General features: G+C 74.5%; 26 protein-coding genes. 8 read left to right on the forward strand and 18 right to left on the reverse strand.

The features are described from left to right. Positions 1–53: 53 nt before the first annotated feature. Positions 54–1,817: an acetate--CoA ligase gene (locus BMW67_RS07550; RefSeq protein ID WP_245728480.1), complete on the reverse strand. Its 1,764-nt coding sequence runs from the start codon at positions 1,815–1,817 to the stop codon at positions 54–56. Between the two features lie 119 nt (positions 1,818–1,936). On the opposite strand from BMW67_RS07550, the gene BMW67_RS07555 reads away from it, so the two are divergent. Further along, positions 1,937–2,560: a helix-turn-helix domain-containing protein gene (locus tag BMW67_RS07555; RefSeq protein ID WP_072746157.1), complete on the forward strand. Its 624-nt coding sequence runs from the start codon at positions 1,937–1,939 to the stop codon at positions 2,558–2,560. Here the strand turns inward: BMW67_RS07555 and BMW67_RS07560 are convergent. Both BMW67_RS07560 and BMW67_RS07565 read right to left on the reverse strand, forming a co-directional pair. After that, positions 2,541–3,293: a type 1 glutamine amidotransferase gene (locus BMW67_RS07560; protein ID WP_072746156.1), complete on the reverse strand. Its 753-nt coding sequence runs from the start codon at positions 3,291–3,293 to the stop codon at positions 2,541–2,543. The two genes, BMW67_RS07555 and BMW67_RS07560, sit on opposite strands and share 20 nt — an antisense overlap. Next, the gene (locus tag BMW67_RS07565; RefSeq protein WP_072746155.1) at positions 3,290–4,075 is read right to left on the reverse strand and encodes a 3-hydroxybutyrate dehydrogenase; all 786 of its coding nucleotides are present in this window, start codon (positions 4,073–4,075) and stop codon (positions 3,290–3,292) included. The genes BMW67_RS07560 and BMW67_RS07565 overlap by 4 nt, the downstream gene beginning before the upstream one ends. Before the next feature lie 311 nt (positions 4,076–4,386). Between BMW67_RS07565 and BMW67_RS07570 the strand changes: the two genes are divergently transcribed. Next, on the forward strand, positions 4,387–6,186 hold the full coding sequence (locus BMW67_RS07570; RefSeq protein ID WP_083581124.1) for an extracellular solute-binding protein: 1,800 nt from the start codon (positions 4,387–4,389) through the stop codon (positions 6,184–6,186). Between the two features lie 120 nt (positions 6,187–6,306). On the opposite strand, the gene BMW67_RS07575 is transcribed toward BMW67_RS07570, so the two are convergent. From BMW67_RS07575 to BMW67_RS07610, 8 genes are all read right to left on the reverse strand, one after another. After that, complete coding sequence (locus tag BMW67_RS07575) at positions 6,307–6,906, reverse strand: LysE/ArgO family amino acid transporter (protein WP_072746551.1); 600 nt, start codon at positions 6,904–6,906, stop codon at positions 6,307–6,309. 28 nt (positions 6,907–6,934) lie between these two features. Then, complete coding sequence (locus BMW67_RS07580) at positions 6,935–7,660, reverse strand: DUF502 domain-containing protein (RefSeq protein ID WP_072746154.1); 726 nt, start codon at positions 7,658–7,660, stop codon at positions 6,935–6,937. 70 nt (positions 7,661–7,730) lie between these two features. Next, complete coding sequence (locus tag BMW67_RS07585) at positions 7,731–8,672, reverse strand: NAD(P)-dependent oxidoreductase (RefSeq protein ID WP_072746153.1); 942 nt, start codon at positions 8,670–8,672, stop codon at positions 7,731–7,733. 15 nt (positions 8,673–8,687) lie between these two features. Beyond that, positions 8,688–9,836 (reverse strand): rod shape-determining protein RodA, encoded by a 1,149-nt coding sequence (rodA, locus tag BMW67_RS07590; protein WP_072746152.1) that lies wholly within the window; start codon positions 9,834–9,836, stop codon positions 8,688–8,690. Continuing rightward, complete coding sequence (mrdA, locus tag BMW67_RS07595; protein WP_072746151.1) at positions 9,833–11,755, reverse strand: penicillin-binding protein 2; 1,923 nt, start codon at positions 11,753–11,755, stop codon at positions 9,833–9,835. Before mrdA ends, rodA begins: the two co-directional genes overlap by 4 nt. Beyond that, the gene (locus BMW67_RS15690; protein ID WP_072746150.1) at positions 11,752–12,276 is read right to left on the reverse strand and encodes a hypothetical protein; all 525 of its coding nucleotides are present in this window, start codon (positions 12,274–12,276) and stop codon (positions 11,752–11,754) included. The genes mrdA and BMW67_RS15690 overlap by 4 nt, the downstream gene beginning before the upstream one ends. Then, positions 12,273–13,268 carry a rod shape-determining protein MreC gene (gene mreC, locus BMW67_RS07605; RefSeq protein ID WP_072746149.1) on the reverse strand — a complete coding sequence of 332 codons (996 nt, stop codon included), beginning with the start codon at positions 13,266–13,268 and terminating at the stop codon, positions 12,273–12,275. The genes BMW67_RS15690 and mreC overlap by 4 nt, the downstream gene beginning before the upstream one ends. A gap of 94 nt (positions 13,269–13,362) precedes the next feature. Further along, a complete protein-coding gene (locus BMW67_RS07610; protein ID WP_072746148.1) occupies positions 13,363–14,403 on the reverse strand; it encodes a rod shape-determining protein in 1,041 nt (346 codons plus the stop codon). 184 nt (positions 14,404–14,587) lie between these two features. Between BMW67_RS07610 and BMW67_RS07615 the strand changes: the two genes are divergently transcribed. Further along, the gene (locus tag BMW67_RS07615) at positions 14,588–15,613 is read left to right on the forward strand and encodes an NAD(P)H-dependent glycerol-3-phosphate dehydrogenase (protein ID WP_072746147.1); all 1,026 of its coding nucleotides are present in this window, start codon (positions 14,588–14,590) and stop codon (positions 15,611–15,613) included. A 39-nt stretch (positions 15,614–15,652) separates the two neighbouring features. Here the strand turns inward: BMW67_RS07615 and BMW67_RS07620 are convergent, their stop codons facing one another. The 7 genes from BMW67_RS07620 to BMW67_RS07645 form a co-directional block, all read right to left on the reverse strand. Further along, entirely contained in the window at positions 15,653–16,582 is a 930-nt protein-coding gene (locus BMW67_RS07620; protein ID WP_072746146.1) for a type IV pili methyl-accepting chemotaxis transducer N-terminal domain-containing protein, read from the reverse strand. A 22-nt stretch (positions 16,583–16,604) separates the two neighbouring features. After that, on the reverse strand, positions 16,605–18,800 hold the full coding sequence (locus BMW67_RS16230) for a phosphatidylglycerol lysyltransferase domain-containing protein (RefSeq protein ID WP_083581123.1): 2,196 nt from the start codon (positions 18,798–18,800) through the stop codon (positions 16,605–16,607). After that, complete coding sequence (locus BMW67_RS15975; protein ID WP_083581122.1) at positions 18,692–19,249, reverse strand: hypothetical protein; 558 nt, start codon at positions 19,247–19,249, stop codon at positions 18,692–18,694. Before BMW67_RS15975 ends, BMW67_RS16230 begins: the two co-directional genes overlap by 109 nt. A 166-nt stretch (positions 19,250–19,415) precedes the next feature. Next, the gene (gene rpmG, locus BMW67_RS07630) at positions 19,416–19,583 is read right to left on the reverse strand and encodes a 50S ribosomal protein L33 (RefSeq protein WP_072746144.1); all 168 of its coding nucleotides are present in this window, start codon (positions 19,581–19,583) and stop codon (positions 19,416–19,418) included. Positions 19,584–19,687: 104 nt separating this feature from the next. Further along, positions 19,688–20,839, reverse strand: coding sequence for an MFS transporter (locus tag BMW67_RS07635; RefSeq protein ID WP_072746143.1), 1,152 nt, complete (start codon positions 20,837–20,839; stop codon positions 19,688–19,690). 38 nt (positions 20,840–20,877) lie between these two features. Continuing rightward, positions 20,878–21,651 (reverse strand): NUDIX hydrolase, encoded by a 774-nt coding sequence (locus BMW67_RS07640; protein ID WP_083581121.1) that lies wholly within the window; start codon positions 21,649–21,651, stop codon positions 20,878–20,880. Positions 21,652–21,712: 61 nt separating this feature from the next. Beyond that, entirely contained in the window at positions 21,713–22,120 is a 408-nt protein-coding gene (locus tag BMW67_RS07645) for a DUF983 domain-containing protein (RefSeq protein ID WP_072746549.1), read from the reverse strand. A 410-nt stretch (positions 22,121–22,530) separates the two neighbouring features. On the opposite strand from BMW67_RS07645, the gene BMW67_RS15695 reads away from it, so the two are divergent. The 5 genes from BMW67_RS15695 to BMW67_RS07665 all read left to right on the forward strand — a co-directional run bounded on the left by BMW67_RS15695 (position 22,531) and on the right by BMW67_RS07665 (position 25,353). After that, complete coding sequence (locus tag BMW67_RS15695; protein ID WP_177174490.1) at positions 22,531–23,142, forward strand: EF-hand domain-containing protein; 612 nt, start codon at positions 22,531–22,533, stop codon at positions 23,140–23,142. 69 nt (positions 23,143–23,211) lie between these two features. Then, complete coding sequence (locus BMW67_RS07655) at positions 23,212–23,841, forward strand: sigma-70 family RNA polymerase sigma factor (RefSeq protein WP_218139762.1); 630 nt, start codon at positions 23,212–23,214, stop codon at positions 23,839–23,841. Next, on the forward strand, positions 23,838–24,422 hold the full coding sequence (locus tag BMW67_RS15700; RefSeq protein ID WP_072746142.1) for a hypothetical protein: 585 nt from the start codon (positions 23,838–23,840) through the stop codon (positions 24,420–24,422). Before BMW67_RS07655 ends, BMW67_RS15700 begins: the two co-directional genes overlap by 4 nt. A 1-nt stretch (position 24,423) precedes the next feature. Continuing rightward, positions 24,424–24,975 carry a periplasmic heavy metal sensor gene (locus BMW67_RS07660; RefSeq protein WP_072746141.1) on the forward strand — a complete coding sequence of 184 codons (552 nt, stop codon included), beginning with the start codon at positions 24,424–24,426 and terminating at the stop codon, positions 24,973–24,975. Positions 24,976–25,056: 81 nt separating this feature from the next. Further along, positions 25,057–25,353 carry a helix-turn-helix domain-containing protein gene (locus tag BMW67_RS07665; RefSeq protein WP_072746140.1) on the forward strand — a complete coding sequence of 99 codons (297 nt, stop codon included), beginning with the start codon at positions 25,057–25,059 and terminating at the stop codon, positions 25,351–25,353. Positions 25,354–25,387 lie beyond the last annotated feature (34 nt).

Raw genomic sequence — 25,387 nt, forward strand, 5'->3', positions numbered from 1 at the left:
CGGCTTTGCGCGCGGCGCCAATCACGACAGGGCGATGGCGCGCCGGGCCGCGCTCAGCCCGCGCCGTCGCGCCGATGCGCCGCCGCAAGGGCGGCGCGGCGCACCTTGCCGTTGGCCGTGCGCGGCAGCTCGGGCACGAAGATCACCTCGCGCGGGCGCTTGTAGGGGGCCAGGCGCTCGGCGGCGGCGGCAAGGATGGCGTCCGCGTCGGGCGCGGCGCCGGGGCGTGGCACGACGAAGGCGGCGATGATCTCGAGATCGGCGCGCACGGGCAGCGCGGCGGCGGCGCATTCGGCCACGTCGGGATGGGCGCTCAGCGCCTCTTCGACCTCGGCGGGGCTGACGCGGTAGCCGAGCGCGTTCATCACCTCGTCGGCGCGGCCCAGATGCGTGACGTAGCCGTCGGCGTCCATGCGCGCCGCATCGCCGGTCAGGAACCACTCGCCGCGCCAGGGGGGCGGCGCGTTCCAGTAGCCCAGCATCAGCCCCGGATCGCGGCGCGAGACGGCCAGCATTCCGTCGCTTCCCACGGGAACGGGGGCGCCCGCCTCGTCCAGCACCGCCACGCGCCGGCCCGGCTGCGGGCGCCCCGCCGCGCCCGGGCGCGGCGGCGTGTCGGGCGAGGAGGAGATGTAGGTCGAGATCTCGCTCATCCCCAGCGCCTCGTAAAGCTCGGTCCCCGTGGCCGCGCGCCAGGCCTCGCGCAGCGCGTCGGGCGCGCGCTCGCCCGCCGTCAGGCCGTGGCGCAGCGCCGGCATGGCGCGCAGATCGGCGCCGGACTTGAGCAGCTGGCGGTGCACGCCGGGGGCGGCGGCGAAGATGGTGGCGCGATGCGCGCGCATCAGCTCGGCCCAGACCGCGGGATTGCGGGGCGCGCCGGGCGCGGCGGCGCGCACCACCGTCGCCGCGCCCGCCGCCCAGGGGTCGGTCAGCCCGGCGCCCAGCGTGTAGGTCCAGTTGAAGGCGCCGGCATGCAGCATCACGTCGTCGGGGGTCAGGCCATACCAGCCCCGCCACATCATGCGCCGCGCCCAGGCGCTGCGATGGGCGTGCAGCACGCCCTTGGGCGCGCCCGTGGCGCCCGAGGTGAAGATCATGAAGGCGGGGTCGTCGGCGGCGGTGTCGGCGAAATCGCCGACGGGCGCGCGCAGAAGGGCGGCCATCTCGGCATCGCCAAGCGCCGGCGGCGCCGCCCCCGCCAGCCCGGCGCAGGCCGCGTCCAGCGCGCCGCGCAGCGCATCGGCGCAGAGGATCGCCGCCGGCTCGGCCGCCGCGATCAGCCGCGCCAGCTCGGCCGCGGTCAGCTGCTCGGATGTGGGCACGGGAACCAGCCCCGCGCCCGCGGCGCCGAAGAACATCAGCGCAAAGCGCGGCTCGTTGCCCAGCCGCAAGAGCACCCGCGCGCCCGGCGCAAGGCCGAGGCGGCGCAGCCCCTCGGCCGCGCGGCGCACGCTCTCGCGCAGGCGCCCGTAGCTCCAGCGCTCGGCGCCGTCGGGGCCGATGGCGGTCAGCGCGATCTTGGCGTCGGGGGCGGGGCCGGCGCCGGGCAGGCCCGGCCCCTCGAGCGTGTGGCGCGCCATGTTGAAGCGCCCGGGGCAGGGGGGCGGCGGCCCCAGATCGAACAGCGAGACGCGCAGCGGCGGGCGCCCGGCGCCGGGCGGATCGCCGGACGCGGCGCGAGGCCCGGCATCGGGGCCGCCGGCGCGGGCGGGCTCGCGCCCCGCATCTGGGGGCGGGTCGGCGTCGGCTGCGGGACCGTTTTCGGGGCCGCCATCCGGGCCGGCTTGCGGGTGGGGGGGGATGGTTCGCGCGCTCATGCCCCCTTGGTAGCGCGCCGGCGGCGCGCGCGAAAGACGGTCCGCGCAAGGGGCGCCTCATGCCCGGACTCGTCATCGCGCCCGGCATGGACTACAACGCGCGCCGAAGGAGCCGGACCATGACCGATCGTCAACCCTCGCTCATCCAGATCGCCACGCGCCGCGCCGAGGCGTCGCCCCTTGCCCCGCTGCGTCTTGGCGAGCGCGTGCGCCAGATCCGCAAGGCGCATGGCTGGACGCTGGAAGAGGCCGCGCGGCGCGCGGGGCTGGCGCGCTCGACCCTGTCCAAGATCGAGAACGAGCAGATGTCGCCCACCTTCGACGCCGTGCAGAAGCTGGCGCGCGGGCTGGGCATCGACGTGCCGCAGCTGTTCGCCCCCGCGCCCGGCGACAGGGCGCTGGCGCGCCGCGCCGTCACGCGCGCCGGCGCGGGCGAGCCGCACCCCACCCGCACCTACGAGCATTTCCTGCTGGCGCCCGAGATCAGCCGCAAGAAGATGCTGCCCTATCGCGCCGTGGTGCGCGCCCGCTCGATCGAGGAATTCGACGGCTGGGTGCGCCATTCGGGCGAGGAGTTCCTGTTCGTGCTGTCGGGCGCGGTGCGCCTGTTCACCGAGTTCTACGAGCCCGTCGATCTGGGCGAGGGCGACAGCGTCTATTACGACGCCGGGATGGGGCACAACGTGGTGTCGATCTCGGAGGAGGACGCGCAGATCCTCTGGGTCACGTCCCTGACGGGCTGACTGACGGGCCGGGCGCCGGCGCGTGCGCGCGCAGGAACATGCGCTCGAGCAGCGCCCGCAGCCAGGTCTTGAGCGCGGGGTCGTGGCGCGCGAAATCGGCGTCGAGCCGCGCCGGGTCCGAGACGCCGGGGCGGCCGAAATAGTCGGCCAGCTCGCGCTTCCACGCCTCGAGAATGGCGGGCGTCACCTCGGGGTGGAACTGCAGCGCCAGCGCCGAGCCGATCGCGTAGGCCTGGTTGGGCCAGACCTCGCCGCGCGCCAGCAGCGTCGCGCCGGGCGGAAGCGCGAAGCCCTGCGCGTTGCCCGACAGCGCCATGAAGCCCGGCGGGAACAGCCCCGCGCCCTCGGCCGTCGGGACGACCGGATGAAAGCCCAGCGCCACGCGCCCCTCGGGATGCGGCCCGACCCTGGCGCCCAGCGCGTCGGCCAGCAGCTGCGCGCCCAGGCAGATCGCCAGCAGCGGGCGCCCCAGCGCCAGCATCCCGCGCGCGAAGGCCTGCTCGTCGCGCATCCAGGGCAGCGAGTCGGCGTCGGTGACCATCTGCGGCCCGCCCATGATCATGGCGCCGTCGAAGTCGCGCGGATCGGGCGTCGGCTCTCCCCGCCAGGGCGAGACCACGCAGAGCCGCGCCCCGCGCGCGCGCAGATGGGCGCGCGCGGCGTCCTCCTCGGGATCGTCGTGATGGGCGATGACGCAGATGCGCGGCCCGCCCGACGCGGCCGCCGCGCTCATAGCGCCGTCCAGCCGCCGTCCACCGAGATGGTCGTGCCGGTGATCTGCTCGGCCGCGTCCGAGCACAGGAAGGCCGCGACGCCGCCGATCTGCTCGACCGTGGCGAAGCGCTTCGAGGGCTGACGCTCGAGCAGAACCTCGCGGATGACCGTCTCGCGGTCCATGCCGTATTTCTCCATCGTGTCGGGGATCTGCGCCTCGACCAGCGGGGTCAGCACATAGCCCGGGCAGATGGCGTTGGCGGTGATGGGCTCTTCGGCGGTCTCGAGCGCGGTCACCTTGGTCAGCCCCACCACGCCGTGCTTGGCCGCCACATAGGCCGACTTGAAGGGCGAGGCCGTCAGCCCATGCGCCGAGGCGATGTTGATCACCCGCCCCCAGCCCGCCTTGCGCATCAGCGGCAGCGCCGCGGCGGTGGTGTGGAAGGCCGAGCTCAGATTGATCGCCAGGATGGCGTTCCACTTCTCGACCGGAAATTCCTCGATGCGGGCGACGTGCTGGATGCCGGCGTTGTTGACCAGGATGTCGGCGCCGCCCAGCGCCTCGGCCGCGCGCGTCACCAGCGCGCGGCACTGCGCGGGGTCCGACATGTCGGCCTGGACGTAGATCACCCGCGCGCCCGTCTCCTCGGACAGCGCGCGCGCCAGGGCGTGGTCCTCTTCGCGGTCGGTGAACGAGTTGATCGCCACCTGCGCGCCCAGCTTCGCCAGCTCGCGCGCGACGCCAAGGCCGATGCCCGAATTCGATCCGGTCACGATCGCCGTCTTGCCCTTGAGATTCATCCTCGCCGCTCCGATCTTGCCTTCGGGGCGCCCGCCCCGTTCGCGCCCGGCGCGCGCCGGGCCCCTGCGCCCATCTGGTAGCGCGGCGCGGCGCGGTTGACGAGGGGCGGCGCATCAAAAAAACGCCCTCCGAAGAGGGCGTTGAGTATTTGAGGCAGGTTTCATACAGGCAAGAAACCTATCGAGCAGTGATGACAAGATACGTAAACAAGACCCTGCGGCGCAAGCCGAAAGTTTGCGCCCGCCCCCTGCGCGGGGTTAGGTTGCGCCCCGGCGCGGCGCGCGGCGCGGCGCAAGGAGGCAGGGCGAGGATGCAGGGAATGGGGTTCCTGGCGGCGGCGACGCTAGGTCTTGCGGCGCTGATCGGCGCGGCGGCGCAGGCGGCGCCCGCGCATGGCATCGCCATGCATGGCGCGCCGGCGCTCGAGCCGGGCTTTCGCGCCTTGCCCTACGCCAATCCCGAGGCGCCCAAGGGCGGGCGAATCGTGTTCGGCGAGGTGGGCGGATTCGATTCGCTCAACCCCTACATCGTCAAGGGCCGCGCGCCCTGGGCGGTGCGCACGCTGACGGTCGAATCGCTCATGGGCCGCAGCTGGGACGAACCCTTCTCGCTCTACGGCCTTCTGGCCGAAAGCGTCGAGACCCCGCCCGACCGCTCCTGGGTCGCCTTCACCCTGCGCCCCGAGGCGCGCTTCTCGGACGGCAGCCCGGTGACGCTCGACGACGTGATCTGGTCCATGCGCACGCTGGGCGAGAAGGGGCGGCCGGGGTTCCGGTCCTCGTGGCGCAAGGTCTCGGCGGTCGAGCGGCTGGGCCCGCGCACGGTGCGCTTCCGCTTCTCCGAGCCCGACCGCGAAATGCCCCTGATCCTGGGCCTGCGCCCGATCCTGAAGAAGGACCGCTTCGCCGGGCGCGACTTCGACGAGACCACGCTCGAGCCGCTGATCGGCTCGGGGCCCTATGTGGTCGACGCGTTCGAGCCGGGGCGCTTCATCTCGTTCCGCCGCAACCCGGACTATTGGGGCGCGCATCTGGGCCTGAACGCCGGCCGGCACAATTTCGACGAGGTGCGCTACGAGTATTTCAAGGACGACAACGCCCGCTTCGAGGCCTTCAAGGCCGGGCTGATCACCATCTTCCGCGAAAGCGACCCGGTGCGCTGGGCGCAGGGCTACGACTTTGCGGCCGTGCGCGAGGGGCTGGTGGTGAAGGAAGAGATCCCCAGCGGCCGCCCCAGCGGCATGACGGGCTTCGTCTTCAACACGCGCCGCCCGCCCTTCGACGATCGCCGGGTGCGCCAGGCGCTGGCGCTGGCCTTCGATTTCGAATGGATCAACCGCACCCTGCATGGCGGCGCCTATGAGCGCATCCACAGCTTCTTCGGCAATTCCGAGCTGGGCTTTCGCGGCCCCCTCGGCGCGGACGAGGCGCGGATACTGGGGCCGCACGCCGCCGCGCTGGCGCCCGAGGCGCGCAGCGGCGCCTTCGCCTGGCCGCGCAGCGACGGATCGGGGCGCAACCGGGCCAATCTGCGCCGCGCGCGCGACCTGCTGGCCGAAGCGGGCTGGCGCGTGCGCGATGGGGTTCTGCGCGACGCCGACGGGCGCCCGCTGCGTTTCGAGATCCTGCTCTCGGGGCCGCAATACGAGGCCGCCGCCGCCGTCTTCGCCGACGCGCTGCGGGTGCTGGGCGTCGAGGCGCGGCTGCGCATGGTCGATCCGGCGCAGTATCAGCAGCGGCTGACGCATTACGACTACGACATGATCGTGGCGGGTTGGGCCATGTCGCTCAGCCCCGGCAACGAGCAGCGCTTCTACTGGGGGCGCGAGGGCGTGCGCCAGCCGGGCACGCGCAACTACATGGGCGTGGACGATCCGGCGGTCGAGGCGGCGGTGGACGCGCTTCTGGCCGCCGAGGATCGCCCGACCTTCGTCGCGGCGGCCCGGGCGCTCGACAGGGCGCTGACCACGGGGGTGTATGTGATTCCGCTGTGGCGCTCGCCGGTCTCGCGGCTGGCGCACCGGGCCGACCTGCGCCACCCCGAGCGGCTGCCCCTCTACGGCGACTGGACCGGATTCCTGCCCGACGTCTGGTGGCAGGAGCCGCGCTGAGCGCCGGGCGCCGCTGCCGGGGGCCGTCGCCATCGCCATCGCCCTTGCCGCGCCCGAGGCGGGCGGCGCAAGATTGCAATGCGGAGATGAGGCGGTTCGGCGCCCGCCGCGCCCGCGCGGTCAGCTCGTCAGCAGCCCGAAGGCCAGCGTCCACATCAGCGCGCCCACGCCCAGATCCAGCCAGCGCCAGGCCTGCGGGCGCGCGAAAAGCGGCGCCAGCGCCCGCGCCCCGTAGCCCAGCGCGAAGAAGAAGGCGAAGGACGCCGTCACCGCCCCCGCCCCGAAGGCCAGCCGCTCGGCGCCCGCGTAGCGCGCGCCCACGGCGCCGATCAGCGCCAGCGTGTCCAGATACACATGCGGGTTGAGCCAGGTCAGCGCCAGCGTCGCCCCAAGCGCCGCGCGCAGCGGCATCGCCGCGCCCTGCGCCATCGCCAGCGCCGAGGGGTGCAGCGCCGCGCGCAGCCGCATGGCGCCGTAGGCCAGAAGGAAGGCCGCGCCGCCCAGCGTCATCGCCCGCTCGAGCCAGGGATGGGCCGCGGCCAGCGCCCCGAAGCCGCCGACCCCCGCCGCGATCAGGAGCGCGTCGGACAGCGCGCAGGTCAGGCAGATCCAGAACACATGCTCGCGCCGCAGGCCCTGGCGCAGGACGAAGGCGTTCTGCGCGCCGATCGCCAGGATCAGGCTGATGCCGACGCCAAAGCCCGTCGCCGCCGCCGCCAGGGCCGCCTCGGCCGCCGCGCCCACGCGCTCAGCCCTTGCCGCCGCGGCGCGCGGCGGTCCGCGGCGCGGCGCGGCGCGCGGCGGCCGCGCGCTCCTGCGCGGTGGGCGGGGTGACGAGCCCGGCCGAGATGACCAGCTTGGCCGCCTCTTCGACCGTCATGTCCAGGATCACCACCTGGCTGCGCGGCACGAACAGCAGAAAGCCCGAGGTGGGGTTGGGCGTGGTGGGCAGGAACACGCTCAGCATCGGCTCGCCGGCGGGGGCGGCCTCGGCGATCTCGCCGCGCGTCTCGGTCGAGATGAAGGCGATCGCCCACAGGCCCTTGCGCGGATACTCGATCAGGCAGGCCTGCTTGAACGAGGTCTGCGACTGGCTCAGCACCGTTTCCACGATCTGCTTGAGCGCGTTGTAGATCGAACGCACGATCGGCATGCGCTCGACCCAGTCCTCGGCCAGGTGCACCAGCTGGCGGCCGAACAGGTTCTTGGTCAGATAGCCGACCACGGCGGTGAACAGGATGAACACCAGCACGCCGAAGCCGGGAATGTCGACGCCGATATAGGTCGAGGGGTTGTAGGCCGCGGGCACCCACGGCACGATCTTGCCGTCGACGAAGGTGATGACCGTCCAGATCAGGTAGATGGTCAGCAGCGTGGGCGCCACCACCACCAGCCCGGTCAGGAAGTTGCCGCGCATGCGCTGCCAGAAGCCGCGCCGGGGCGCCTTGCGCCCTTTCGCGTTGCGTGCCGCCATTCGTCTCTCCGATGTCCGGCCGCGTTCGCGCACGCGGCCCATGCGCGCCCGCCCTGGGCGCGTCCGCTAACTAATAGCCCTGCGCGCGATCGACAACATGCAAGGGCGGCGCGCCGCGGGCGATGCGCCCGATCTGCGCGACCAGCGCCTCGGCGGCGGTGTCGGGCCGGGTGGCCGAGGCGATGTGCGGCGTCACCAGAACGCGCGGATGGGTCCAGTAGGGATGCTCGGGGGGCAGGGGCTCGTGGCGGAAGACGTCCAGCGTCGCATGCGCCACATGCCCCGAATCGAGCGCGGCCAGAAGCGCGTCGTCGTCGATCAGCGCCCCGCGGCCCGGATTGACGATGGCCGCGCCGCGCGGCAGCAGCGCCAGGCGCCGCGCGTCCATGATGCCGGCGGTCGCCGGGGTCGCCGGCAGCAGCAGAACCGCGATCTGCGCCGCGCGCAAGGTCTCTTCCAGCCCCTCGGAGCCGGCGCGGCAGATCACGCCCGGCACGTCGCGCAGGCGCCGCGACCAGCCATGCACCACGAAGCGCAGCCGCGCCAGCGCCTCGGCCGCCGCCGCGCCCAGCTCGCCCAGCCCCAGCACGGCCACATGGCGCTGACGCGCCAGGGGCGGCGGGGTCGGGTCCCAGCGCCCGGGCGGGGCGAACAGGTGCGCGTCCATGCCCAGGTGGATCCGCATCACGTGACCGACGACGTATTCCGTCATGCCCTCGGTCATGCCGCGCTCGACCATGCGCGCAAGCGGCGCCTTGAGCGTCGGATTGGCCAGCAGCGCCTCGACCCCGGCCCACATGCTCAGCGCCGCGCGCAGGTTGACGTAGGGGCCGAAGTCGCGCACCGGCCCCTTGGGATCGACGATCATCACGTCCACCGCCGCCGGATCGACGCGCGCGGGATCGGTCTCGAGCGCAAAGCGCTCGCCCGCGCGCTCGGCCGCCGCGCGCAGCGCCGCGCTCCAGACCTCGCGATCCTCGGGACGGCCGGCGAAAAGAACCCGAAGCGTCATCGCATTCCCCCTTGCTCAGAGCCCGCGGCGCGGGCGATGCACATGCGCCGACTGGATCAGCCCGAAGGCGATCATCAGCACAAGCATGGCCGAGCCGCCATAGCTGACCAGCGGCAAGGGCACGCCCACCACCGGCGCCAGCCCCATCACCATGGCCATGTTCACGGCGAAGAAGAAGAAGAAGGTCGCCGTCAGCCCGCCCGTCATCAGCGCCCCGAAACGGTCGCGGTTCGACAGCATCGAGGCGGTGCAGAACAGCACGATCAGCGCGTATAGCCCCAGCAGCGCCAGCGAGCCGACATGGCCGAACTCCTCGGCCAGGGTGGTGAAGATGAAGTCGGTGTGCTTCTCGGGCAGGAAGTTGAGCCGCGCCTGCGTGCCCTGCATGAAGCCGCGCCCCGTCAGCCCGCCCGAGCCGAAGGCGATCTTGGACTGGGTGATGTGATAGCCCGCCCCGAGCGGATCGGAGGAGGGGTCGAGGAAGACCTCGATGCGGCGATACTGGTAGTCCTTGAGCAGCTGCCACTCGGTCCCGCGCGAGGCCATCACCGCCGCCACCGCCCCCGCGCCCGCGGCCGCCGCGGCGATGAAATACCACCAGCTGACCCCGGCCAGGAACATCACCACCGCGCCCCCCGCGCCCAGCAGCAGCGCCGTGCCCAGATCGGGCTGCTTGAGCACCAGCGCCATGGGCAGCGCGATCATCGCCAGCGGCGGCAGCAGCCACAACGGGCGCGAGACCTTGTCGCGGTCGAGCCAGTCGTAATAGCGCGCCAGCGCCATCACCAGCGCGATCTTCATCGCCTCCGAGGGCTGAAGCTGCACGAACCCGAGGTCGATCCAGCGCTGCGCGCCCATGCCCACCGAGCCGAACAGCTCGACCGCGGCCAGCAGCGCCAGCCCCCCCAGATAGGCCAGCGGCGCCATGGCGCGCCAGAAGCGCACATGAATCATGGCGATGGCCATCATCAGCGCCACGCCCATGGCGAAACGCACCATCTGCCGCGCGCTCCAGGGCTCGAGCCGCCCGCCCGCGACCGAATACAGCATCAGAAAGCCCACGCAGGCCACCGCCGTCACCAGGAGCAGCAGCGCCCAGTTGAAGCGCAGAAGCTTGGCGCCCAGCGTGGCGGGCTCGTCGCGGTCGAGGTCGCGGAAGGTCATGCGCGGTCTCGCTGCGGCGGTTCGGGGCGGGGGGCGGGCGGGCGCAGGCGTTCTTCCTCGATGCGCCGTCGCTCGGCGGGCGGATAGGCGGTGATGGGCGGTTCGGGGCCGAACAGGGCGCGCATCATCAGGTCGCGCGCGATCGGCGCCGCCGCGGTCGAGCCGCCGCCGCCATGCTCGACCACCACCGACACCGCAAAGCGCGGCGCCCGGTAGGGTGCGAAGCAGACGAACAGCGCATGGTCGCGCCGCTCCCATGGCAGGTCGGCGTTGCGGATGACGCCGGCGGCGCGCTCGGCGGCGGTGATGCGGCGCACCTGGCTGGTGCCGGTCTTGCCCGCCATCTCCATGCCCTCCTGCGCGATGCGCGACTTGCGCGCCGTGCCGCGCGCGTCGTTGACGACGCCGAACATGCCGTCGCGCACCAGCGCCAGATGCGCGGCCGAGACGCCCAGCGGCGCGAATTCGGGCGCCGGCAGCGGCAGCCCGGCGCGCGCGCGCACAAGGCGCGGCGTCACCTGCCGGCCCGTGGCGATGCGCGCCGTCATCACCGCCAGCTGGATCGGGGTCGCCAGCACATAGCCCTGTCCGATGCCGGCGTTGAGCGTGTCGCCGATCTGCCAGGCGCGCTTGTGGGCGCGGCGCTTCCACGCCTTGTCGGGGATCAGCCCCGAGCGCACCGCCGGCAGCGGCAGGGGCGGCGCCTGCCCCAGGCCAAGGCGCCGCGCCATGTCGGCGATGGCCTCGACGCCCACGCGCCGCGCGATCTCGTAGTAGAACACGTCGCAGGACTGCGCCAGGCTCTGGTGCAGGTCCACATGCCCGTGCCCGCCGCGCCGCCAGCAATGGAACCAGGACGTGCCCAGCTTGTAGCGCCCATTGCAGAAGACGCGCTCGGCCGGGTCCAGCGCCCCGGCCTCGAGCGCCGCCAGCGCCACCACCATCTTGAAGGTCGAGCCGGGCGGATACTGCCCCGAGACGGTCTTGTTCGACAGCGGCCGGTGGGGGTCGTCGAGCAGCGCCTTCCACTCCTTCGACGAGATGCCGAAGACGAACTTGTTCGGATCGAAGCCCGGCGCCGAAGCCAGCGCCGCGACGTCGCCCGTCGTCAGGTCCAGCACGCAGGCGGCGGCGCTTTCGTCCTTCATGCGCTCCATGGCGTAGCGCTGAAGCTCGAGATCCACGGTCAGCTGCAGATCGTCGCCGGGCTTGCCCTCTTCGCGCTCGAACTCGCGGATGACGCGGCCCAGCGCGTTGACCTCGATGCGGCTGACGCCCGCCTCGCCGCGCAGGATCTCCTCGGCCTTGAGCTCGACGCCCGACTTGCCGATCTGGAAGTCGGGAATCTGGTAAAGCGGGGTGCGTCCGCCGTCTTCCTTGAGCTCGCGCTCGGAAACGCGGCCCACATAGCCCACCACATGCGCCGTCAGCTCGCCCTGCGGGTAGAAGCGCGTCAGCCCCGCCTCGACCTCGACGCCGGGCAGGGCGGGGGCGTTGGCGTTGACGCGGGCGAACTCCTCCCAGGTCAGGTGCTCGGCCACCGCCACGGGCACGAAGGCGGGCTTGGCGCGCAGCTCGCGCAGGGCCTTCTCGCGCGCGCGGGGCGGGATGTCGATCAGCCGGGCCAGGCGCGCCAGCGTCTCTTCGGGGTCGTCCGTTCCCTCGCGCACGATGGCGACGCGGTAGTTCTGCCGGTTGACCGCCAGGGGGCGGCCCTCGCGGTCGAAGATGCGCCCGCGCGCGGGCGGAATGAGGCGGATGTTGACGCGGTTCTCCTCGGCCATGAGGCGAAAGCGCTCGGCGTCGGCGATCTGGAGCTGGCGCATGCGCAGCGCCAGCACGCCCATCAGGGCGCCCTGCGCGCCCAGCAGCACCAGCCCCCGGCGCGTCAGCGCGCCCGCGTCGCGCCGGGCGCTCATGACGCGCTCCTGCGCGGGCGCAGCATCAGCCCGTAGCGCAGCGCCGCCGCCGCCAGCGGAAAGGCCGCCGTCGTCGCCGCCCAGCGCAGCGACAGATCCGACAGGGGCGGCGCGCCGGCGAACGAGACCAGCATCAGCAGCCACTGCCCCAGCAGCACCGCCGCCGAGCCGGCCGAGGCCGCCGCCCAGTCGCGCCAGGGCTCGTGCGGGCGCGCGGCGGCGTCGGCCACGGCCGCGCGCGCCGACAGCGCCTGCGCGGTCAGGAACATGCACAGCGCCCCCGCGCCCGCCGGGCCGCCCAGCGCCAGATCGGCGAACAGCGCCGCCGCCGCCAGGGCCGGCGCGGGCAGCGCGTCGCGGCGGTTGAGCGCGAACCACGCCAGCACGCACCACACCAGATCGGGCGAGGGCGCCGAGGCCGGCTGCAGCCCCAGCGGCGCCAGCTGCAGCAGCAGCGCGACGAACAACGCCGCCGCCAGGGCCGCGCCGCCATGCAGCAGCTCGAGCCCGCGCGCGTTCACCGCCCCGCCCCCGAGTCCGTCCCCGAATCCATCCCCGTCGCCGCGCCCGCGCCAGGGGCCGGGTTCGGCCCGGCGCCCCCGGCGCCGCCGTCCGGCGCATCCTCGCCCGCGGCCGGCGGCGCGCCGGACGGCGCCGGGCGCAGGATCAGCCCGCCAGGCGCGTCGATGCGCGTGTCCGGCTCGTAGCGCAGCACGCGCACGAATTCGAGCCGCTTCATGTCCGCCGACAGCAGCGCCCGCGGCTTGCCCCGCGGACCGATCACCGCCAGCCCCACCGGCAGATCGGGCGGAAACACGCCGCCCGCGCCCGAGGTCACGATGCGCTCGCCCGCCACGGGATGATCGGGGTTCTCCACATGCGCCAGCAGCGGGGCGGCGCTGGCGTCGCCGGCCATGATCGCCCGCCGCCCCGAGGGCAGCAGCGTGACCGGCACCCGGCTCGAGTGGTCCGTCACGAACAACACCCGCGCCACATGGCGGCCGACCCCGGTCACGCGACCGACCAGGCCCGAGCCGTCCATCACCGCCGCGCCGTCGCGCACGCCGTCGCGCGCGCCCACATTGACCAGCGCCGTCTGCAGGAAGGGGCCGCCGCCATCGGCGATGATCTCGCCCGTCGCGAAGCCCGCCGCCGGCGCCAGGCGCACGTTGTTGAGCGCGCGCAGACGCGCGTTCTCCTGCTCGAGCTGCCGGGCCGCCTCGCGCCAGGCGCGCAGGCGCTGGATCTCGCGCCGCAGCTCGGCGTTCTGGGCGTAGACGCGGGTGAAGCGCTGGTAGTCGGCGATCATGTCCGAGACGAAGCGCGCCGGCGTCGCCGTCCATTCGAGCGAGGGGCGCAGCCACTCGGCCGCGGCCATGCGCAGGCGCTCGAGCCGCGGATTGTCGGCGCGCCACAGCACGAACACCCCGAACAGCGCCACCGCCAGCGCGGCCGCGACCGCGCGCCGGGCGGCGCGGGCCATGTCCTCGTGTCGGATGCGGGCGTCGCTCATCGCGCGGGTCTCCGTGCGTCGTCGCCCGGCGCGGGCGCCGCCGCGCGCGGCCCGCCTGGCGCGGGCGCCGGCGCGCGGCGGGGGCCGCGGGCGGTCAGCTCTTGTAGCTCAGAATGTGCATGAGGTCCTTCTCATGCTCCAGCGCCTTGCCGGTTCCCAGCGCCACGCAGCTGAGCGGATCCTCGGCCACGGTGATGGCCAGCCCCGTCTGCTCGCGCAGCGCAAGGTCCAGATCGCCCAGCAGCGCGCCGCCGCCGGTCAGCATCACGCCGCGGTCCACGATGTCGGCCGCAAGGTCGGGCGGCGTGGCCTCGAGCGCGCTCATCACCGCCTCCTTGATCGCCTGCACCGGCTCGGCCAGCGCCTCGGCGATCTGCCCCTGCGTGACCTCGATCTCCTTCGGGATGCCGTTCATCAGGTCGCGTCCGCGGATGTCCATCGACTGCCCGCGCCCGTCGGCGGGCATGCGCGCGGTGCCGATGGCGGTCTTGATGCGTTCGGCCGTCGCCTCGCCGATCAGGATGTTCTGCGAGCGGCGCAGATACGAGATGATCGCCTCGTCCATCTTGTCGCCGCCCACGCGCACCGAGCGCGCATAGACGATGTCGCCCAGCGACAGCACCGCCACCTCGGTCGTGCCGCCGCCGATGTCCACCACCATCGAGCCGGTGGCCTCGCTGATGGGCATGCCCGCGCCGATGGCCGCGGCGATGGGCTCGGCGATCAGGGCAGCCTTGCGCGCGCCCGCGGCCATGACCGATTCGCGGATGGCGCGCTCCTCGACCGGGGTGGCGCCGTAGGGCACGCACACCACGATCTTCGGCGCCGCCCACGAGCCACGGCGGTTCACCTTGCGGATGAAGTGCTTGATCATCTCCTCGGCGACGTCGAAATCGGCGATCACGCCGTCGCGCATGGGCCGGATGGCCTGGATCGAGCCGGGCGTGCGGCCCAGCATCATCTTGGCCTCCTCGCCCACGGCCAGGACCTCTTTCTTGCCGTCCTTGACCGCGAAGGCGACCACCGAGGGTTCGTTGAGCACGATTCCCCGGCCCTTGACGTAAACAAGCGTGTTCGCCGTGCCGAGATCGATGGCCATGTCCGACGAGAACGCGCCGAGAATCCTGCTGAGCATGCGCTATGATCCGTTCCTGTTGCGCGGCGCCTTGCGCGCGCGCCCGCTCCGGGCCGTCCCCGCGGCGCCTTGGGCGACGCTCTGGCAGGGTGCGCGGCGGCCTCGCCGCCCGTATATAGAGAGCCGCGGCGGGGGTCGCAAAAGGATTCTCGGGCGCGTGGCGTCCGCGGCGAAGGAGGCGCGCATGTCGCGAACGGATCGGCCCTTGCGGCGCATCGCCGTCATCGGAGCGGGGGCGTGGGGCACGGCGCTGGCCATCGCGGCCGCGCGCGCGGGGTCCGAGGCGCTGCTCGTCCCGCGCTCGGCCGAGCATGCGCGGCGCATCGAGGCCGAGCGCCGCAACGAGGCGCGCCTGCCCGGCATCGTCCTGCCCGATGCGGTTCATGCCGAGGCCGACCCGGCCGCCGCGCTGGCCTGGGCCGACGCCGCCGCGCTGGCGACGCCCTCGCAGGCGATGCGCGCAAGCTGCGCGCGCCTTGCGCCGGTCTGCCCGCCCGACCTGCCGCTGGCGATCTGCGCCAAGGGCGTCGAGGCCGGTTCGGGCCTGCTCATGTCCGAGGTCGTCGCCGAGGCCCTGCCCGGGCGGCCGCTGGCGGCGCTGTCGGGGCCCAGCTTCGCCGACGAGGTGGCGCGCGATCTGCCCACCGCGGTCGTCGTCGCCGCGCGTTCGCGCGCCCTGGCCGAAAGCGTGGCGCGGGCCTTCGCCTCGGCCCGGTTCCGCCCCTATGTCTCGACCGATCTTCTCGGCGTCGAGATCGGCGGCGCGGCCAAGAACGTGGTCGCCATCGCCTGCGGCGCCGCCCAGGGCCTGGGCTACGGGCTGAACACCCGCGCGGCGTTGATCACCCGCGGCCTCGCCGAGATCCGCGCGCTGGGGGCGGCGATGGGCGCCGATCCCGAGACGCTGACCGGGTTGTCGGGGCTGGGCGATCTGACGCTGACCTGCTCGTCCGAACAGTCGCGCAACTTCGCCTTCGGCGTCGCGCTGGCGCGCGCGGCGGCCGAGGGGCGCGCGGCCGCGCCCGCGCCGGGCGGGCCGGTGGTCGAGGGCGTGGTCAACGCGCGTTCGGTCACCGCCCTGGCCCGCCGCCACGGCGTCGAGATGCCCATCTGCGAGGCCGTGCGCGCGGTGGTCGAGGGGCGCGAAAGCCTCGACTCGGCGATCCTTGCCCTGCTGGCGCGCCCGCTCAAGGCCGAGACGGCGCGCTGACGCGCCGGCCCCTGTCCGGCGCGTCCCGGGCGGAGCCCGTCAGATGGCGCCCTGCGGCAGGCCGGCATAGCGGTCGGCCGCCGCGTCAAGCGCCGCCGCCAGCGCATCGCGCGCCGCGCTCAGCCCGTCCGCCCCCGCGCCGCTCGCGGCAAGCGCGCGCGCGGCGGCCTCGAAATCGGGCCACAGCTCTTCGGCGCGGGCCAGCGCGGCGCGCGCGCCCTCGGGCGGGGGGGCGATGCCCAGCATGGGCGCGCCCTTGCGCAGCGCCGCATGGCTGGCCGCGAAAAGCTGCGCATCCTGGTCGATGCCGCGCGCCGCTTCCTGCGCCTGGCGCAGTTCAAGGGCCGCAAGGGCGGCCTCGCGGGCGATTCGCTCGACCAGCAGGGACTGGCGCGTGACGACGTCCATCCGCACCGCCGCGCCGACCGAGCGCGCCGCGGCGCCATGCGCGTCGCGGATCGCGGCGAAGGCGGCGGCGGCGTGGGCCTCGAACGATTCGGCGTTTCGAAGGACGGCGTCGAACGCTTCGCCGGTCAGCGCCCCCGTCTCGGCGGCAAGCTCGGCCGCTTCGCCGCCGACGCGCCCGACGGCTTCGGCGGTGGCCAGCGCCTGGCGCGCGCGGAAATCCTTCTCGGCGGCGAAGCCGAGCGATTCGTCTCCGTCGCGCAGGCGCCGCGCGGCGCCGAGGAAGGCGGCCCAGCAGTCGCGCATGTGCGCCAAGGCCGGCGCATCCGCGCCCGACAGCCGCGCCATGCAGGCGGCGGCGGGCAGACGCGGCGCCAGCGCGCGCAGCTTCCCGGCCAGACGGATGCGCGCCAGCGCCGGATCCGCGACGGCGGCGCCCCCCCGCGCGGGGGCGAGCAGGGCCGCGCCGGCAAGGGCCAGCAGCGCGCGGCGCGAAAGCGCCGCCGGGGCCTCGGAGGGGATGGCGCCGCGGATGATGGTGCGGGGTCGGGAAAGCTGGTTCATGGCACGCGAACTCCGGTGTTCATCACGATGCTTGGCCGCAGGAGGCGGCGGAGGCGGACCCTAGGAGGGCTTCTTGTGCGGCGCAAGATGGGCGCGAGCGCGATGCTCGGCCCGCCTCCGCGCGCGGGCGCAGCGGCCGCGTCGCGCGCCGCAGCGCCCGGGCCGCGCGCGGCGGCGCAAGGCCGAGCGGCCCGTCTGCGATCAGCATGGCCGCGTCCTTGAGCGCGCCCAGCGTCGAGCTGCGCGCCGGCGTCGCCAGATAGCGCGGCCGCCAGTCCGTCGCGAACTTCGCCTTGAAGTTGCGCAGGCCGGCGAAGTTGTAGAACGCGCCGCCATGGCGGTAGATGATCGCGCCGAGGCGGTTCCACAGATGCCCGCCGCGCCGGCCGTCGAGCCCGGCGAGCGGCGCCATGCCGAGGCTGAGCTCGCGCATGCCGCGGGCCTTGCAGGCCTCGATGAGCTCGACGAACAGCAGATCCATCACCCGCCGTCCGCAGGCGCGGTGGCGCATCAGGTCGATCGCCGCGCGCGCGCCGCCCGCCGGCGCGAGAAGGCTGGCGAAGGCGACGAGGCGGCCGTTCTCGCTCAGGGTCAGAACGGGTTGGCGCGACAGGCGACGGCGGTCGAAGGCGCCGACCGAGAAGCGTTTCTCGCGCCCGCCCTTGCTCGCCAGCCATTCGCGCGAAACGTCCTCGAGCGCGTCGAGAAGCGCGGGCGCATGGGGCGGCAGGTGCAGCTCGGCCGCAAGGCCCTCGCGCCGCAGCTTGCTGCAGGCGTTGCGCAGGGTTCTGTGGCGGCGGCCCGACAGGCTCCAGTCGGGGAGGCTGACCAGCGCCTCTTCTCCGATCTTGCGAACGCGCATGCCCCGGTCGATCCAGTGCGCCAGAAGCCGGTCGGAGGTTTCGTAGAAGACGGGCCGGGCGCCGGCGGCGCGCGCCGCGTCGCAGAAGGCGTCGATGAGGGCGGGCAGGGACGTCTCGGGGCCGACCGGGTCGGCATAGGCGATCCACGAACGCCCCTGCGGCGCGAACATGATGAAGGCGTCCTCGTCCGGCGAGAAGAACAACGCCTTGTCGGCGGACATCGCCATCTCGGCCTCGGGCGGGCCGTGGCGGTCGATGATGGCCGCGGCGGCGGCAGGGGCATCCGCGTCGGGCGCGCGCATCGCGGCGGGAGCGGGGCCCAGCGCGCGCCAGACCGCGGCCAGCGCCAGCGCCGCGCTGGCGGCAAGGGCGAGGCCGGGCGGGGCGTCGGCCGAGCCGCTGCGCGCGGCCAGCGCGGCGAAAAGCGCCGCCGCGCCGGCGGTGGCGGCGAGACGGGCGATTCGCCGCGGCGAGGCGGCGGCCGCGGCCAGCCTGGCCGGCCGGTCGAATGCCGGGCGCAGCGGCGCGAGGATGGCGGCCGCGGACGCCACCACCGCCGCCGTCACGCCGTCGCCCGCGGCCGCCGCCGCCGCCGCGCCGCAGATCGCGGCCCCGGCGGCCAGAGGCGGCGCGCCGGCCACGCGCCGCGACAGCCCGCCGATCAGCATGAGCAGCGCCGCGCCGCACACCGCCGAGATGCGCGCCGCCGTCGCCTTGGGCTCGTCCGCCCAGGGCAGCAGCGCCAGCGCGGCGCCGCAGATCAGGGCGGCGCCCGCGCTCAGCGGACCGGCGGCGGGCATGGCGGCGGCTCTGGCGCTGGCGATCAGCGCGGGAATGCGCCGATGCGCGTCAAGGCCGAGCGCACCGAGCCCCGCCGCGCTCAGGGAGAAGGGGATCAGGAAATAGATCAGCCGGTGGAGCGCCAGGGCGGCGGCCAGCGCCTCGATCGGGGCGTCGGCGGCGAGCGACGCGGCGATCACCGCCTCGAACACCCCAAGTCCGCCGGGTACGTTGCTGATCACCCCCGCCATGGTCGCGACGCAGAACACCGCCAGAAAGCGCCCGAAGCCGGGCGCCGCTTCGGGCGGCAGCAGGGCGTGAAGGGCCAACGCGGCAAAGGCCAGATCCGCCAGCGTCACCGCCAGCTGTCCCGCGATCATGCGGGGGCCGGGCGCGGGCGGGCGAAGCTTGCCAAGGCGCAGCGGCGCCCGCCGCCGCGCGGTCAGGAGCAGCGCCGCGGCCGCCGTCAGCGCCGCCGCGGCCGCCCCGGCGCGCACCGTTTCGGGCGGCCATGGCGCCGCGGGGCCAAGCGCGTCTGGCGCCAGCAACAGCGCGCCGAGGCCGATCGCCGCCATGCCCAGGAAGAATGACAGCGCCGCAAAGCCCGCCACCGCGGCCGCATCCGCCGCGCCAAGCCCCCATCGCCGGTAGAGCCGCCAGCGCACGGCCGCGCCCCGAAGCCCAGCGTGTTGCCGATCGCGAAGGCGGCCAGCGCGCCGGCGGCCGCGCGCCGCGCCGCAAGCGGCCGGCCCAGCCATCTGAGCGCCGCCAGATCGTAGCCGATCAGCACGGCGTATCCGGCCATGGTCGCGGCGGCCGCCAGCGCCAGGCTTTGGGGCGGGGTCGCGCGCAGCGCCGCCGAAAGCTTGTGCGGATCGACCTCGCGCAGCGCCGCGGCAAGCGCCGCCGCGGCCGCCGCCGTCAGCGCCACGCCCAGCGCCGCCGCCGCGGCCCCGCGCCGCGCGTCGCGCCCGATCCCGGCGCCGCGCCGCTCCTCGGCGGCGATCGCCCCTTGTCCGGCCATCCCTTCCCCCCTCGGCAATCATCCCCACGGCCGGGGCGCGAATCGCCGCGCCGGCGGCCCCTGCCGGGGCACACTGACGGGCCGAGGTTGCGAAACGCTTGCCGAACGCGAAAACGCCCGGCGGCCGGGGCCGTCGGGCGTGTTTTCGGCGCAAGGGAAAGGCGGCTTACTTGATCTTGCCTTCCTTGTATTCGACGTGCTTGCGCGCGACGGGGTCGTATTTGCGCACGACCATCTTCTCGGTCATGGTGCGCGAGTTCTTCTTCGTCACATAGAAGTGGCCCGTGCCCGCGCTGGAGTTCAGGCGGATCTTGACGGTGGTGGGCTTCGCCATGGCTCAGGTCTCCTTGCGGGCGGTCCCGCGTCGTGTGAGGGGCGCTTGCGCAAGACGGCCCCGTTGAATCCGGAACCCGCTTCATACACCTCGGCGCATCCAAGTCAAGGCGCGCCCCTCGCCCGCGCGCGCCACGCGGCGAAAAGGGCGTATCCGCCCGCCGCGCCGCCCAGCGTCCAGAGCAGACCGTCCGGGCCCGCGGCATCCATCGCCCGGCCCATCAGCGGCGGGGCGATCAGCGCGCCGAAGCCGTAGGCCATCATCACCGCGCCGGTGGCGCCGGCCAGCGCGTCGCCCTGATAGCGCGCTCCCAGCTCGGCCAGCGACACGGTGTAGAGCGCCACCGCCACGCCTCCCAGCAGCGCCGCCCACATCATCACCGCCCAGACCCGGCCCACGCTCAGCCCCATCAGCGCCGCCGCCGCGGCCGAGATCGCCGCCGCGCCGACCAGCAGCGCGCGCCGGTCGAAGCGGTCGGCCGCCCAGCCCAGAGGCAGCTGCAGCGCCACGTTGCCCAGCGCCAGCATCGCCGAGACGCGCAGCGCCGCGTCCTGGTCCATGCCCGACCCGAGCGCCCATACGGGCATGAGCGCAAAGCCGCCGAACTCGATCATCCCGAACAGCGCCACCGCCAGCATCAGCGACGGGTCCGTGCGCATGCGCAAGAGCACGGGCGGCGGCTTGGCCGGGCCCGCGCTGAGCGAGGCCGGCGCCGCGCGCCAGGCCCAGAGCACCGGCGCCCCCGCCGCAAGCGAGGCGCCCGCCGCCGCCAGGAAAGGCGCCCAGCCCTCGACGCCGACCAGGCTCAGCGTCAGCGGGCCGGCCAGGAATCCCAGCGACAGGCACAGCGCGTAAACGCCGATCAGCCAGCCGCGCCGCTCGGGCGGGGCGACGGCCACGATCCACAGCTCGGAGGCGAAGAAGACCGCCGTCGCCGCCAGGCCGTGCAGCCCCCGCAGCGCCGTCCACCAGCCGAAGCCCGACAGCGGCTTGAACAGCAGCAGCGTCGCCGCCAGCGTCACGCACGCGCCCAGCAGCAGCGGCGCCGCGCCGACCGCCCGCAGCGCGCGCGGCATGACCAGCCCGCCCGCGAGCATCGCCGCGGCGGGGGCGGCGGCGTTGAGCCCGATCTCGAGCCCGCTCGCCCCCGCGCGTTCGAGCAGCAACGCGATCAGCGGATGGGTCATCGACAGGCCGAAGCCCGCGATCGAAACGGTGGCGATCGCCGCGGTCAGACCCGCGCCCTGTCCGGTCATCGCGCGCCGCTCCTCGTCGCCGCCCGCGGCCCGGCGCGTCAGAGCGCGTCGAACCAGGAGCGGTCCTCGTCATGATGGAAGAACGGCGCGGGGCGGTCCTTGTCGGGATCCTCGGCAAGGATCTCCTCGACCTCGGCCAGCACCACCTCGGTGATGAGCGGCAGCTCCAGCCGCCGCGCCTCGGCCAGCGTCAGCCAGCGCAGATGGCTCAGCTCGCCGCAGCCCTCGAGCGCGTCGGGGTCCGAATGCAGCGCCGCCGCGTCGGCGAGGAAGAAGCGCGCGTCGAAACGCTTGGGCCGCGAGGGCGGCGTGACGGCGCGGAAGATGAAGCGCAGCGAATCGACCGCCGGAACCAGGCCCAGCTCGTAGAACGCCCGCCAGCTTGCCGGCGCGCCCCGGGCAAGCTGCGCCGCGCGCGGGTCGGGCCGCCCCAGCGCCAGGCCGGTTTCCTCGAAGGTCTCGCGAATCGCGGCCATGGCCAGAGGCAGCGCCAGCCCCTCGGGCGCGGCCTTGGACAGGCGCGCGGCGCAGGCCGGACGCAGCGCGGGCAGCAGCTCGGCGGCGGCGTGCGCGTCCTCGGGGTCGAGCGCGCCGCCGGGAAAGACGAATTTCGACGGCATGAAGCTGGCGCCGGCGCCGCGCTGACCCATCAGCACGCGCGGCGCATCCGCGTCGCGGCGCGCCAGGATCAGCGTCGCCGCGTCGCGCGGAACCGGCGCGGGTTTGCGGGGACGATCCTCGCGGCCGCGGCCGGGGGTGTCGTTGCTCGTGCTTGCGCGCGCCTCGTCGGGGCGGGGGGCCTGGTCGGACATGATTGCTCTCCTGCCCGGCGACTATGGCGTCGGCGCGCGGGGCTGTCCAGCGGCCGCGGCCTCAGCGCGCGGCGGTCTCGAACCCGCCCATGCGGTGCGCCCACTGATAGGCGACCACCATGCCCTTCACCCGCGGCAGCAGCGCCAGCGTCAGCGCCAGCGCCAGCAGCGGCCACAGCGTCCAGTGCACCCACAGCGGCGGGTCCCACAGGTCGTAGACGGTCAGCATGGCCGGGGCGATGACGTGGCCCACGATCAGGATCGTGCCCCAGGCGGGCATGTCGTCGGCGCGATGGTGGAACAGCTCGGCCCCGCAGACGACGCAGCGGTCGCGCACGGTCAGGTAGCCGTCCATCATCCCGCCGCCCCCGCAGTTGGGGCATTGGCGCCGCCAGCCGCGCTTGAGGGCGAGGCCGAGCGGGCGCGGCGCGGGGGGCGCGGGATCGTCGGATGTGCGTTCGGTGCTCATGCGCGCCAATGTGGACCTTTCCGCGCGGCGGCGCCAAGCGGCCCGACGCCTCGCGGCGCCGTGTCGCAGCCGCGCCGCGGGCGCGCGGGCGATCGGACCGCGCCGCCGCTTGCGCGCGCCGCGCCGGACTCGCGGCCGCCGGATCGCCGCCCGATCGCCGCCGCCTCGGCCGCCGCCGCGCTTGCGTGGCCGCGCCCGCCCGGTTCGGCCCCGTTCGGCCCGGTTCGGCCCGATTCGGCCTGCGGCTTCCCGGCGCTCGCGCGGTGGGCGCCGCGGAGCGGGGCGCGAAAAAAATCGACGCCGCGCGACGGAACCCGCCCTGGCGGCCGTTGAAGCTGCGTCCCCTGGTCGGCAAGGCGCGCCGCGCGCCGCCCCTGGGACGGCAACGACATGACAAGGAGACGCGCGTGATGAACGCATCGAAACTCTCGGGACTGAGAACCGCCGCCTTCGCCGCCGCCGCCCTGGCCGCGCTGGGCGCCGCCGGCATGGCGGCCGCGCAGGCCATGGGGCCGGGCGACGGGCCCCGCCATGGCCCCGAGCGCATCTTCGAGCGCCACGACGCCAACGGCGACGGCAAGATCGACCGCGCCGAGATGGCCGCCGGCCCCCTCGGCGCCTTCGCCGCCATCGACGCCGACGGCGACGGCAAGGTCACGGCCAAGGAGCTTGTCGCGCGCATGGAGGCGATGCGCGCCGAGCGCATGGCGCGCAAGGCCGCGGGCATGGTCTCGCGCATGGACAAGGACGGCGACGGCGCCCTTTCCGAGCAGGAGCTGGCCGCCGTCGACGCCGACAAGGCCGCGCGCCGGGCGATGATGTTCGACATGCTCGACGCGAATGACGACGGCGTCGTCACCAGGGAAGAGGCCGCCGAGCGCATGAAGCTGATGCGCGAGCACCACGCGCGCATGCATGGCGGCGAGGGTCCGCGCCACGGCCACGGTCCGCGCGGCGGCGAAGGTCCGCGCGACGGTCATGGACCCGAGCATGGTCCCAGGCGCATGATGGAATGCGAGTGATCTGACCGGGCCTCGCCCGCGGCCGTTGCGGCGGCCGCGGGCTCGAACGGAAAGGACGGCGCGGGACGCATGGCCATGCCGCTTGACGCCCAAAGCGCGCGCGAAGCCCCGGCCGAGGCGGGCGCGCCCGAAGAGGACGACGCGCTGATGGCGCGCTTCGCCGCCGGCGACCGGCGCGCCGCGCAGCTGCTGACCGAGCGGCTCGCCCCGCGCGCGCTGGCGGTGGCCATGCGCATGCTCGCCGACCGGCACGAGGCCGAGGACGTGACGCAGGAGGCCTTCCTGCGGCTCTGGCGTCAGGCGCCGAGCTGGCGCGCGGGGCAGGCGGCGCCGGGCACATGGCTGCACCGGGTGGTCGCCAATCTGTGCATCGACCGCCTGCGCCGCCGCGCGCGCATGAGCGACGCGCCCCCGCCCGATCGCGAGGATGAGGGGCCTTCGGCGCTCGAGCGCATCTCGGCCCGGCAAGAGGCCGCGCGCCTGCGCGCCGAGATCGACGCCTTGCCCGACCGCCAGCGCGCCGCCTTGACCATGCGCCATTTCGCCGAGATGTCGAACCCCGAGATCGCCGAGCGCCTTGGCGTCAGCGTCGAGGCGGTCGAAAGCCTTCTGGCCCGCGCCCGGCGCCGCCTTGCGCAGCGCCTGGCAGCGCCCGCCGGCGGCGCGCGTGCGCCGGCAGATGAAAGGAGACGGCCATGAGCCCCAACGATCCGGTCCGCGCGCCCATGACCCTTGCGCAGTTCGAGGATCTGGCGCTGCGCCACGGCCCCGACCTCGACGACTGGCCCGCCGCGGCGCGGCCGGGCGCGCTGGCGCTGCTCGAGGCATCGGCCGAGGCGCGGGCGGTGCAGGCCGGAGCGGCCGCGCTGTGGCGTGCGCTCGACGCTCTGGCCGCCGAAGCCGAGGCGCCATCGCCCGGGCTGAGCGCGCGCATCCTGGCCGCGGCCGAGGCGCAGGCCGGCGCCGCGCCGCCCGAGGCCGCGCGCCCTCCGCGCCCCCCGGCGGCCGAGGCGCGGCGGGGCAGGGCGGGGGCGCGCCGCCTCCTCGGGGCGGCGCGCCGGGCGCTGACGGGCGCCGCCGGCGCGGGCGCGGCGATGGCCGCCAGCCTGATGCTGGGCGCATGGCTGGGCTATGCGGCGCTGCCCGCGGGCGCGAACATGGCCGCGCTTTCGACCGCGTTCCCGGCCGCGGCGGGCCTCGAGACCGACGCCGGCGCCGACCTTCTGTCCCAGCCGCTTTTCGCCGAGATCGACGCCGAACTTGAACAGGACGCACGCTGACATGGCCCAAGACAAGCACGACCTCGACCCGACCGAAGCGCCGCGCGGCGAGGCGCCCGCGCCCTCCGCGCGCCGCTGGGGGCCGGCGCGCTGGGCGCTGGCGGCGTCGCTGTGCCTGAACCTTCTGTTCATCGGCGCGGCGGCGGGGCTGGCGCTGCGCCTGCATGGCCATCCCCATGACCAGGCCGCGCCCGCCGGCTTCGACCGCTTCACCCTGCGCCGGGTGATGCGCATGATGCCCGAGGACGAGCGCGCGCGCGCCCATGAGCTGATGCGCGCCCATCGCGACGAGCTGCGCGCGGCGCGCGATCGGCGCGACGCGGCGCGCGCGCAGCTGGCGCGGGCCCTGGCGGCCGAGCCCTTCTCGGCCGACGCGCTGCGCGCGGCCCTGCGTGCGGCGCGCGAGGCCGAGCGCAGCATGCGCGACGTCGCCGACGACGCCTTCGTCGCCTTCGCCGCCACCCTTTCGCCCGAGGCCCGCCGGCGCATCGCCGAAGAGCTGCGCCGCCCGCCGCCCCATTCGGGGCCGCGCCCCCGCGCCGACCGTGAATGATGTCTTGAACATCAATAAATGGGCTTTAAACATCCATTCGGATGTTCAGGATATGCATCGCCTCTGCAAGAGCGAGTCGCCATGATCACCGCCGCACAGATGCGCGCCGCCCGGGCGCTGCTTGGAATGGACCAGAAGACTCTGGCCGAGCTGTCGGGCCTGTCGGTTCCGACCATCCAGCGCATGGAGGCCAGCGAGGGCGTCGTGCGCGGTTCGGCCAACAGTCTGACGCGGGTGATCGAGGCGTTCGAGCTTGCGGGGGTCGAGCTGATCGGCGAGGGGGCGGCAAGCCCTGCGGGCGGGCGCGGCGTGCGCCTCAGATCCTCTTGCGCCCAGGCTCGGAACGAAACCGACGCGACGGCGACCGCCCAGCGCTGACGGACGATCCTGCCGCGACCTCACCCAAGGCGCC

It is taken from the genome of Oceanicella actignis (assembly GCF_900111545.1).
In the GTDB taxonomy this organism is placed as follows: Bacteria; Pseudomonadota; Alphaproteobacteria; order Rhodobacterales; family Rhodobacteraceae; genus Oceanicella; species Oceanicella actignis.

Excerpts from the sequence above, each read along its gene's own strand:
- rodA (WP_072746152.1), bottom strand. The coding sequence starts at position 9,836 with ATGACCTTCCGCGACCTCGACCGCGACGAGCCCGCCACGCTGGGCGCC.
- rpmG (WP_072746144.1), bottom strand. The coding sequence starts at position 19,583 with ATGGCGAAGCCCACCACCGTCAAGATCCGCCTGAACTCCAGCGCGGGC.
- BMW67_RS16230 (WP_083581123.1), bottom strand. The coding sequence starts at position 18,800 with ATGGCGGCGATCGGCCTCGGCGCGCTGTTGCTGGCGCCAGACGCGCTT.
- BMW67_RS07610 (WP_072746148.1), bottom strand. The coding sequence starts at position 14,403 with ATGCTCAGCAGGATTCTCGGCGCGTTCTCGTCGGACATGGCCATCGAT.
- BMW67_RS07620 (WP_072746146.1), bottom strand. The coding sequence starts at position 16,582 with ATGAACCAGCTTTCCCGACCCCGCACCATCATCCGCGGCGCCATCCCC.
- BMW67_RS07550 (WP_245728480.1), bottom strand. The coding sequence starts at position 1,817 with ATGAGCGCGCGAACCATCCCCCCCCACCCGCAAGCCGGCCCGGATGGC.
- BMW67_RS07585 (WP_072746153.1), bottom strand. The coding sequence starts at position 8,672 with ATGACGCTTCGGGTTCTTTTCGCCGGCCGTCCCGAGGATCGCGAGGTC.
- BMW67_RS07555 (WP_072746157.1), top strand. The coding sequence starts at position 1,937 with ATGACCGATCGTCAACCCTCGCTCATCCAGATCGCCACGCGCCGCGCC.
- mrdA (WP_072746151.1), bottom strand. The coding sequence starts at position 11,755 with ATGAGCGCCCGGCGCGACGCGGGCGCGCTGACGCGCCGGGGGCTGGTG.
- BMW67_RS07565 (WP_072746155.1), bottom strand. The coding sequence starts at position 4,075 with ATGAATCTCAAGGGCAAGACGGCGATCGTGACCGGATCGAATTCGGGC.
- BMW67_RS07615 (WP_072746147.1), top strand. The coding sequence starts at position 14,588 with ATGTCGCGAACGGATCGGCCCTTGCGGCGCATCGCCGTCATCGGAGCG.
- BMW67_RS07635 (WP_072746143.1), bottom strand. The coding sequence starts at position 20,839 with ATGACCGGACAGGGCGCGGGTCTGACCGCGGCGATCGCCACCGTTTCG.
- BMW67_RS07645 (WP_072746549.1), bottom strand. The coding sequence starts at position 22,120 with ATGAGCACCGAACGCACATCCGACGATCCCGCGCCCCCCGCGCCGCGC.
- BMW67_RS15695 (WP_177174490.1), top strand. The coding sequence starts at position 22,531 with ATGAACGCATCGAAACTCTCGGGACTGAGAACCGCCGCCTTCGCCGCC.
- BMW67_RS15700 (WP_072746142.1), top strand. The coding sequence starts at position 23,838 with ATGAGCCCCAACGATCCGGTCCGCGCGCCCATGACCCTTGCGCAGTTC.
- BMW67_RS15975 (WP_083581122.1), bottom strand. The coding sequence starts at position 19,249 with ATGGCCGGACAAGGGGCGATCGCCGCCGAGGAGCGGCGCGGCGCCGGG.
- BMW67_RS07655 (WP_218139762.1), top strand. The coding sequence starts at position 23,212 with ATGGCCATGCCGCTTGACGCCCAAAGCGCGCGCGAAGCCCCGGCCGAG.
- BMW67_RS07560 (WP_072746156.1), bottom strand. The coding sequence starts at position 3,293 with ATGAGCGCGGCGGCCGCGTCGGGCGGGCCGCGCATCTGCGTCATCGCC.
- BMW67_RS07665 (WP_072746140.1), top strand. The coding sequence starts at position 25,057 with ATGATCACCGCCGCACAGATGCGCGCCGCCCGGGCGCTGCTTGGAATG.
- BMW67_RS07570 (WP_083581124.1), top strand. The coding sequence starts at position 4,387 with ATGCAGGGAATGGGGTTCCTGGCGGCGGCGACGCTAGGTCTTGCGGCG.
- BMW67_RS07640 (WP_083581121.1), bottom strand. The coding sequence starts at position 21,651 with ATGTCCGACCAGGCCCCCCGCCCCGACGAGGCGCGCGCAAGCACGAGC.
- BMW67_RS07660 (WP_072746141.1), top strand. The coding sequence starts at position 24,424 with ATGGCCCAAGACAAGCACGACCTCGACCCGACCGAAGCGCCGCGCGGC.
- mreC (WP_072746149.1), bottom strand. The coding sequence starts at position 13,268 with ATGAGCGACGCCCGCATCCGACACGAGGACATGGCCCGCGCCGCCCGG.
- BMW67_RS07580 (WP_072746154.1), bottom strand. The coding sequence starts at position 7,660 with ATGGCGGCACGCAACGCGAAAGGGCGCAAGGCGCCCCGGCGCGGCTTC.